Here is a 7,418-nt window from a genome sequence, read left to right as displayed (position 1 = left end):
GACAGCTCCACTTCACAACCGGAGGCCTTCACCTGTCTGCACGACAGGCCGCCACCAGGTCACCTCAACTCGGGACAACGTCCCTGGACATCACACCTAGCGCAGCGCCGGCACCCGGGCTTCACCGCGCAGCGCCAGCACCGCGCCCAGCCCGAGCGCCGCCACCACGGCGAAGAAGTAAAAACCCCACGGATACGCGACCCCGGCCGTCACCAGCGCGCCGGTCACGAACGGCCCGAGGATCGAGCCGAGCCGCCCGACCGCCGACGTCAGCCCGAGCGCCGTGCCGCGGGCCTGCGCCGGGAACGCCTGCGCGACGTACCCGTAGATCAGGACCTGCGCCGAGAACACGAACACGCCGGTCAGCAGCACCACCGTGTTGAGCAGGAACGCGTTCCCGATGCGCAGGCTCAGCGCCGCCAGCAGCACGGCGCCCGCGCCGAACCAGATCCGGGCGATCGGGCGGATGCCGAACCGGTCGGCGATCGTGCCGGCCAGCACCAGCCCGAGCACCGCGCCGATGTTGAGCACCAGCAGCAGCGTGATCGACGTCGAGATCGGGTACCCTGCGGTCCGCATCAGCTGCGGCAGCCACGTGTTGAGCCCGTAGACCAGCAGCAGCCCCATGAACGAGCCGGTCCACACGGCGATGCTGATCCGCCGGAAGCGCGCGCCCAGCAGGTCGCGCAGCCCGACGCGCTCGGTGTCATCGCGAGCCGCCAGGTAGGCCGCCGACTCCGGCAGCTTCCACCACATCAGCGGCACCACCAGCAGGCCGGCCACCCCGCCGCCGTAGAACAGCCAGTGCCAGTCGTCGGTCACCGCCAGTGCCAGGATCGACGTCAGCACCGCTCCGACGTGGTAGCCCGTCATGGTGAACGTGCTCGCGCTGGCCCGCCGCCGCGCGGGCAGGTTCTCCGACATCACCGTCAGCGCCACCGGCATGCACGCGCCGAGGCCGAGGCCGGCGACGAACCGGAACACCCCGAACATCGCGACGCTCGAGGCCGCCGGCGTCAGCAGTGTGAACAGCGAGAACAGCAGCACCGAGCCGATGAGCATGCCGCGGCGGCCGAACCGGTCGGTGAGCGGGCCGAGGAACGCCGCGCCGACGGCCACGCCGACCAGCGACACGGTGGCGACCGCGGTCGCGCCGGCCGCGGTGAAGCCGAGGTGGCCGCTCTTGAGCAGGGTCGGGATGGTCGCGCCCAGCGCCACCAGGTCGTACCCCTCGAGCAGGACGGTCAGCCAGCAGAGGACCGCCGTCCACACGGGACGCGCGGGAGACGTCGTTGTCATGACCGCTTTCCTTTCAGAACGGGTAGCCCGCGATGTCGGCGCGGACGGTCAGCCACTGGGTTTCGGTGAAGGCCTCGATATTGGCCTGCGCGCCGCCGAAGCGGGAGCCGTTGCCGGAGTCGCCGACGCCGCCGAAGGGGGCGGTCGGCTCGTCACCGACGGTCTGCTCGTTGATGTGCACCTTGCCGGAGCGGACCTCGTCGGCCAGCATCATCGCGGTGCCGACGTCACCGAGGATCCCGACCGACAGGCCGTACTCGGAGTCGTTCACCAGCCGCGCGGCTTCGTCGAGGTTGCGGTAGGCGCGCACCGGCGCGACCGGGCCGAAGATCTCCTCGCGCCACGCGGGTGTCGAATCGGTCAGTCCGAAGAGGACGGTCGGCGGGTAGAACGGCGCGTCGGGCTTGCCCCCGGCCAGCACCCGGGCGCCCGCCGCCACACTCCGGTCGACGACGTCGGTGACGTGCGCGAGCTGCCGGTCGTCGATGATCGGGCCGAGCGCGACGTCGCCGGTGGCGGGGTTGCCGACGGGCAGCCGCCGCGCCTTCTCCGCCAGGGCCTCGACGTATTCGTCCACTTGGGACTCGTGCACGAGGTGGCGGCCGGTGGTCATGCAGATCTGCCCCTGGTGCAGGAACGAGCCGAACGCGCCGGCGGACGCGGCCTTGGCGACGTCGGCGCCCGGCAGCACGACGAGCGCGTTGTTCCCGCCCAGCTCCAGATGCACCCGCTTGAGCGCCCGCGCGGCGGCCTCGCCGACCTTGCGCCCGGCGGCGGTCGAGCCGGTGAACGACACGACCGACACCTCCGGCGCGTCGACCACCGCGGCGCCGACGGCGGCGTCACCGGGCAGCAGCTGCAGCAGCCCTTCGGGCAGCCCGGCCTCGTCGAAGACGCGCACGATGCTCACCCCGCCGGACACCGCCGTGCGCAGGTCCGGCTTGAGCAGCACGGCGTTGCCGAGCGCCAGCGCGGGCGCGACCGACCGGATCGCCAGGATCAGCGGGAAGTTGAACGGCGAGATCACCGAAACCACCCCGGCCGGGACGCGCCGGGCCAGCGACCAGCGCGGCTCGCCGGTGCTCAGCACCTCGCCACGCGGATGAGTCGGCAGAGCCGCGGCTTCGAAGCAGATCCCGGCCGCCATCTCGGTTTCGATCGCGGCCTTCGGCCGGGTCGAACCGGCTTCGCGGACGATCCAGTCCTGCACCTCGGCCGCGTGCTTTTCCCACAGCTCACCGGCGCGACGCAGCACCGCCGCACGCTCGGCGGGCTTGCGCCGCGCCCAGTCGCGCTGAGCTTTCGCCGCCGCGGTCGCGGCTGTGGCGACGTCGTCCGGCGTCGCGATACCGACGCTGCCCAGGGTTTCGCCGGTGGCCGGTTCGACCACGGCGTGGGTGCCGCCGGTGCCGCGGGTGAAGCTGGTGTCGAGCAGGGTCATGATCACTCCGGGGAGGTCGGTTCGGTGTCGACCTGGATCAGCCGTGGGCCGTCCGGGGTCGTCTTGAGCTGGGCACGCAGGTCGTCGAGCCCGGTGACGGTGGTGGCCGGGACGCCGTAACCCGCGGCGATGGCGGTGAAGTCGAGGCCGGGGATCTCCGTGCCCGGCACGTCCGGCGTGCCGAGCAGCTCGCCGAACCACTTCAGCGCGCCGTAAACGCCGTTGCGCAGGATCACGAACGTGACCGGGACGCGGTAGTGCGCGGCGGTCCACAACGCCGTGATGCCGTAGTTCGCCGAGCCGTCGCCGATCACGCCCACCACCGGGCGGTCCGGGCTGCCCATCGCCACACCGACCGCGGCGGGCAGGCCGAAGCCGAGCCCGCCGGCCGCGGGGAAGAAGTACGAGCCCTCGCGGCGCAGGTCCAGTTGCCGCCACCAGGCGGAGTTCGTCGATGTCGATTCGACGACGTAACGGGTGTCCTCGGGCTGCGTTTCGCGCAGGGCGGCGAAAACCTGCTCCGGGTGCAACGCGGACGCGCCGGTCTTCGGCTCCGGGTTCGGGACGAAGCCGCCGTCGGAGGTCCGCGCGGGCACCCGCGCCAGCAAGGCTTCGATCACCGGCGCCGGATCGGCCACCAGCGCGTCGCCCATCGGTGCGCGGGTCGCCGCGCCGAAGTCGTCGGTCACCTGCACCAGCCGCGTGTCCTCGGGCAGGAACCGGCCGGGCACGTGCTGGTGGTAGCGGAACACCGGCGCGCCGAGCACCAGCACGAGGTCGTGCCCGGTCAACGCGGCCGAGACCGGCGCGATGCCCGCGGGCAGCACCCCGCGGAAGAGCGGGTGCCGGTTGGGGAAGGGCAGCCGGTGCGGCGACGGCGCCACCCAGGTCGGCACGCCGAGGTGTTCGGCGAGGGCGACGGCCCGGTCGAACAGGCCGGTCGCGTCGAGGTCCCCGCCCAGGACGAGCGCGGGGTTCTTCGCGGCGGCGACCTGCGCCGCCAGGTCGTCCAGTTGGGCCTCGGACGGCGTCAGCCCGCTGCGGACGGTCCGGTCCAGCGTCACGGCGGCGTTCGTGTCCAGCTCCACGGCCCAGTCGTCGTAGGGGATCGACAGGTAGCTCGGCCGCCGGTGCAGCTCGGCTTCGAACACGGCCTGCGCGAGCGAGCGCGGGACGTCTTCGGCGCAGCTGGGCTCGCCGGACCACGCGGCGAGGGGCCGCATCAGCTGCGTGGCGTCGACGTTGGCGAGCATCGCCTCCATGCCGATCGCCGAGCGCACCTGCTGGCCGGCGGTGAGCACCAGGGGAGAGCGCGAGTAGACGGCGTTGGTCAGCGCGCCCATCGCGTTGCCCGACCCGGCGGCGGCGTGCAGGTTGACCAGCACCGGCCGGCCGGTCGCCTGCGCGTAGCCGTCGGCCATCCCGACAACGGCGCCTTCGTGCAGGCCGAGGACGTACCGGAAGCCGTCCGGCAGCTCGGCCAGGAACGGCAGCTCGTTCGAGCCGGGGTTACCGAAGATCGTGGTCAGGCCTCGGCGGTGCAGGAACTCGTGGGCGAGCCGGCGGGCGGTGGGCATGCGCGGGTCCTCCTCGGGCGGGTTGGCCCAGACCCTAGGGACGCCACCGGCCTGTGTTCCAATAAATGTTGCCTCGGTCGTTCATAGACGGGATCGATGATGCGGGACTTCGACCTCAACCTGGTGCGCACGTTCGTGCTGCTCTACGAGACCCGCAGCGTCACCGCGACGGCCGAGTCCCTGCACGTCACGCAGCCGACGATCAGCTACAGCCTGCAGAAGCTGCGACGCCGGTTCTCCGACGAGCTGTTCCGCCGCACCGGCGGCGGCCTGGAGCCGACGACGACCGCCCGTGCGCTCTACGAGCCGCTGCACAGCGCGCTGTCGGAGATCGAGACGGCGGTCAGCGGCGCCTGGTCGTTCGACCCGTCGACCGCCCGGGCGGAGTTCACGCTGTGCCTGTCCGACCTGGGGGAGATTTCGCTGCTGCCCCGCCTGATGGCGGCGCTGCCCGCGGCCGCCCCCGGGGTGACGCTGACCGTCCGCCCGCTCGACGTCGAGCGCGCCGCCGACCAGCTCGGCCGCGGCGAGATCGACGCGTTCATCGCGTCCCCGCTGATCAGCTCGCAGCGCGTGGCCCGCATCCCGCTGTTCTCGGAGGGCTACCTGGGCATGGTCGCGGCCGGCCACCCCCGGCTGAAGGCGCGCGTGACCTTCGACGAGCTGGCGGCGGAACGCCACGTGACGGTGTTCGGCCCGACCGGCCACGACGGCCCCCGCCGCGCGCTGGCGGCGGCCGGCCTGCTCGACCGCGTGGTCCTCGAGGTGACGCGCTTCGCGGCCCTGCCGTACCTGGTCCAGGACGGCGAGCTGGTGGCGATGGTCCCGCGCCTGGTGGCGGAGGTCTTCGCGGCCGAGCACCGCGTCCGGCTCTTCGAGCTGCCGATGGACGTCGAGCCGGCGCAGGTGTCGGTGTACACGCGCCACACGCACGCGCGGAGCCCGGCGCAGCACTGGCTCGTGAACTTCATGCGTGAGGTGCTGATTTAACACGCATTTTTCTTCGCGCCCATTTCACGCCGAAAGATCTGGGCCGAACGTGTAATCCTTCGTGCTGAACCGATCCCGCCCTGCCTAGTGTCGATCACGGTCCTGACAACCGAGCTAGGGAGGAAACCGGTGAAGCTCGTCCGCCTGGTCAAGAAAGCGCTTCCCAAGAAGAGCCTGAAGGCTTACGCCTGGTACGGCTGGATCTGATCACCCGCGGCCGGTCCCGGTCACCGGGACCGGCCGCGCTTCCCTTCGGAGGAGTGCCGAACGTGGTCATCGCCCCCGCCCACCGCGCGGTCGTCTTCGCGCCCCGGCTCGACCAGCTGCTTCGTGACCACCGCGACGACGGGCTGTTCCGGCTCGATGCGGACACCGTCGGGATCGCCGACCCGGACCTGATGGACGCCGTGCTGCGCGCCCGCCCGGCCAACGCCGAGGAACGGCCGACCTTCAAGCCGGTGCTGGGCCGCGCGGTCACCCGGGCCGAGTCCGCGAGCCTGATGCAGGCGCTCGCCGCGGACGTGCGGGCGGCGCTGAAGCGGCCCGCCGGCCGGCCCGACCTCACCGGCGCCTGGCCCGCCGTGCCGCACAACCACCTGCGGCAGTTCGTCTTCGGACCCGAGCTCCGCCGGTTCCGCGTGCTCGTCGACCGCCGCCTGGAGCTGACACCGAAGCTGACGTGGTCGGCCGTCACCGCCGGCGCCGCGCTGGTCCGGCCGCCGGCTCCGGACGTGCCGCTGTCCACCCTCGCGCGGCAGGTCGTGGCCGCCGGAAGCCTGGCCGAGCGGCGCTTCCGGATGTACCTCTACCGCCGTGTCGCCGGGCCGATCTGCTTCACCGTCGCCGCTTTGGTGACCAACGCGCTCTGGCTGGGCGCGCCGTTCGACGACGACGTCCCGAACGAGTACGTCATCAACGAGGCGCTCCGGTTGCTGCCGCCGTCGTGGAACGTCCTGCGCGTCCGCTCACCGGAGTTCACCGAGGTCGACTCGCGCATCACGGCCGGCGACGACGTCCTGCTGCTGCCCCTGCTGAGCCACCGCGCACCGAAGCTGTGGGAGGCGCCGGACGAGTTCCGGCCGCGGCGCTGGGCGGAGCTCGACGCCGACCGCCACCCGGGGTACCTGCCGTTCGGGCACGTCAGCGAGCGCTGCTGGGGCCGGCACCTGGTGCTGCCGCTGGCGAGCCGCCTGCTCGACGTCGTCCGCGCCGAAGGCCTGGTGCCCGACCCGCGCCGCACCAGCGCGCGGGTCGAGCTCGACGGCCTGCTGGAGCTGGCCGACGTCAAGGTGGTCAGGTCGCGTCGCAGCGGGAGCCGTTGAGGGCGAAGTCCCCGGGCGCGGGGTTGCCGCGGTCGAAGTCGCCGTTGAACCCCGTGGTGACGTTCGCGCCCGGCGCGAGGGTGGTGTTCCACGACGCCGCGGTCACCGTGACCCGCCCGCCGCGCTGGTCGTAGTCGCCGTCCCAGCCGTGGGTGACGCGCTGGCCGGCGGTGAAGCTCCAGGCGAGCGTCCACGGCGACAGCGCTCCGCCGCCCTTGTTGGTGATGGTGACTTCCGCGGTGAAGCCGTCATCCCACTGGTCCTTGACCGTGAACCGCACCGCGCACGTCGCCGCCGGCGGTGGTGCGGGCTGGGTCTGCACGGCCACCGCGGAGGTCGAGGACGCCGTCTGCCGCAGCACCGTCGGGATCGGCGTGGGGCTCGGGGGCCGGACGCTGGACGTCGTCGAGCGCGGCGTCGTCGCCGGCGCGAGGGGACCCGGTGACGCGGCCGCCTGTCGTCCGGGCGAGCTTTCCGAGGTCACCGCGATCAGCACCAGGCTGCCGAGCACCACTACGGCGCCGCAGAGCGCGGAAACCCACCGGATCCGCCGCCCGGCGCGCTGCTGGCCCGCGGCCGCCTCGCGCGCCCGCTGCTCGAGCCGTTCGCGGTAGCCCTCGCCGGTGTCGTCCTCACGAGCGGGCCCGGCCGGGGCCGGCTCACCGAGCGAACGCGGTGTCGCGCCCGTCTCCCGGAGCAGCTCGGCGACCGAGATCTCGTCGTCTCGCCGACGGTCGGCGCGCGCCATACGGAACCTCCCGTTCTGCGGCCCGACCGGCGAATCCTAGG

7 protein-coding genes are annotated in these 7,418 nt (G+C 72.7%); 3 read left to right on the top strand and 4 right to left on the bottom strand.

Annotated features, from left to right (window positions below):
* Positions 1-96: 96 nt before the first annotated feature.
* Genes ACZ61C_RS29730 through mdlC form a run of 3 tightly spaced genes read right to left on the bottom strand, consistent with a single transcriptional unit; the run spans position 97 to position 4,317 of the window.
* Positions 97-1,299: an MFS transporter gene (locus ACZ61C_RS29730; RefSeq protein WP_465311143.1), complete on the bottom strand. Its 1,203-nt coding sequence runs from the start codon at positions 1,297-1,299 to the stop codon at positions 97-99.
* 13 nt (positions 1,300-1,312) lie between these two features.
* Positions 1,313-2,740: a benzaldehyde dehydrogenase gene (locus tag ACZ61C_RS29725; protein WP_465311142.1), complete on the bottom strand. Its 1,428-nt coding sequence runs from the start codon at positions 2,738-2,740 to the stop codon at positions 1,313-1,315.
* 2 nt (positions 2,741-2,742) lie between these two features.
* On the bottom strand, positions 2,743-4,317 hold the full coding sequence (gene mdlC / locus ACZ61C_RS29720) for a benzoylformate decarboxylase (RefSeq protein ID WP_465311141.1): 1,575 nt from the start codon (positions 4,315-4,317) through the stop codon (positions 2,743-2,745).
* A gap of 96 nt (positions 4,318-4,413) precedes the next feature.
* Here mdlC and ACZ61C_RS29715 point away from each other — a divergent pair, with 96 nt between their 5' ends.
* From ACZ61C_RS29715 to ACZ61C_RS29705, 3 genes are all read left to right on the top strand, one after another.
* Positions 4,414-5,307, top strand: a complete 894-nt coding sequence (locus tag ACZ61C_RS29715) for a LysR family transcriptional regulator (protein ID WP_465311140.1) — start codon at positions 4,414-4,416, stop codon at positions 5,305-5,307.
* 87 nt (positions 5,308-5,394) lie between these two features.
* Positions 5,395-5,514 (top strand): tryptorubin family RiPP precursor, encoded by a 120-nt coding sequence (locus tag ACZ61C_RS29710; protein ID WP_465311139.1) that lies wholly within the window; start codon positions 5,395-5,397, stop codon positions 5,512-5,514.
* A gap of 62 nt (positions 5,515-5,576) precedes the next feature.
* Positions 5,577-6,629, top strand: coding sequence for a cytochrome P450 (locus tag ACZ61C_RS29705; RefSeq protein WP_465311138.1), 1,053 nt, complete (start codon positions 5,577-5,579; stop codon positions 6,627-6,629).
* Here ACZ61C_RS29705 and ACZ61C_RS29700 read toward each other — a convergent pair.
* Complete coding sequence (locus ACZ61C_RS29700) at positions 6,601-7,377, bottom strand: cellulose-binding domain-containing protein (RefSeq protein ID WP_465311137.1); 777 nt, start codon at positions 7,375-7,377, stop codon at positions 6,601-6,603. The genes ACZ61C_RS29705 and ACZ61C_RS29700 overlap by 29 nt on opposite strands.
* Positions 7,378-7,418 lie beyond the last annotated feature (41 nt).

The sequence above is a fragment of the Amycolatopsis sp. NPDC104587 genome (genome assembly GCF_055583645.1).
The sequence above is the reverse complement of the archived record's forward strand: the minus strand, read 5'-3'. Positions and strand labels throughout refer to the sequence as shown.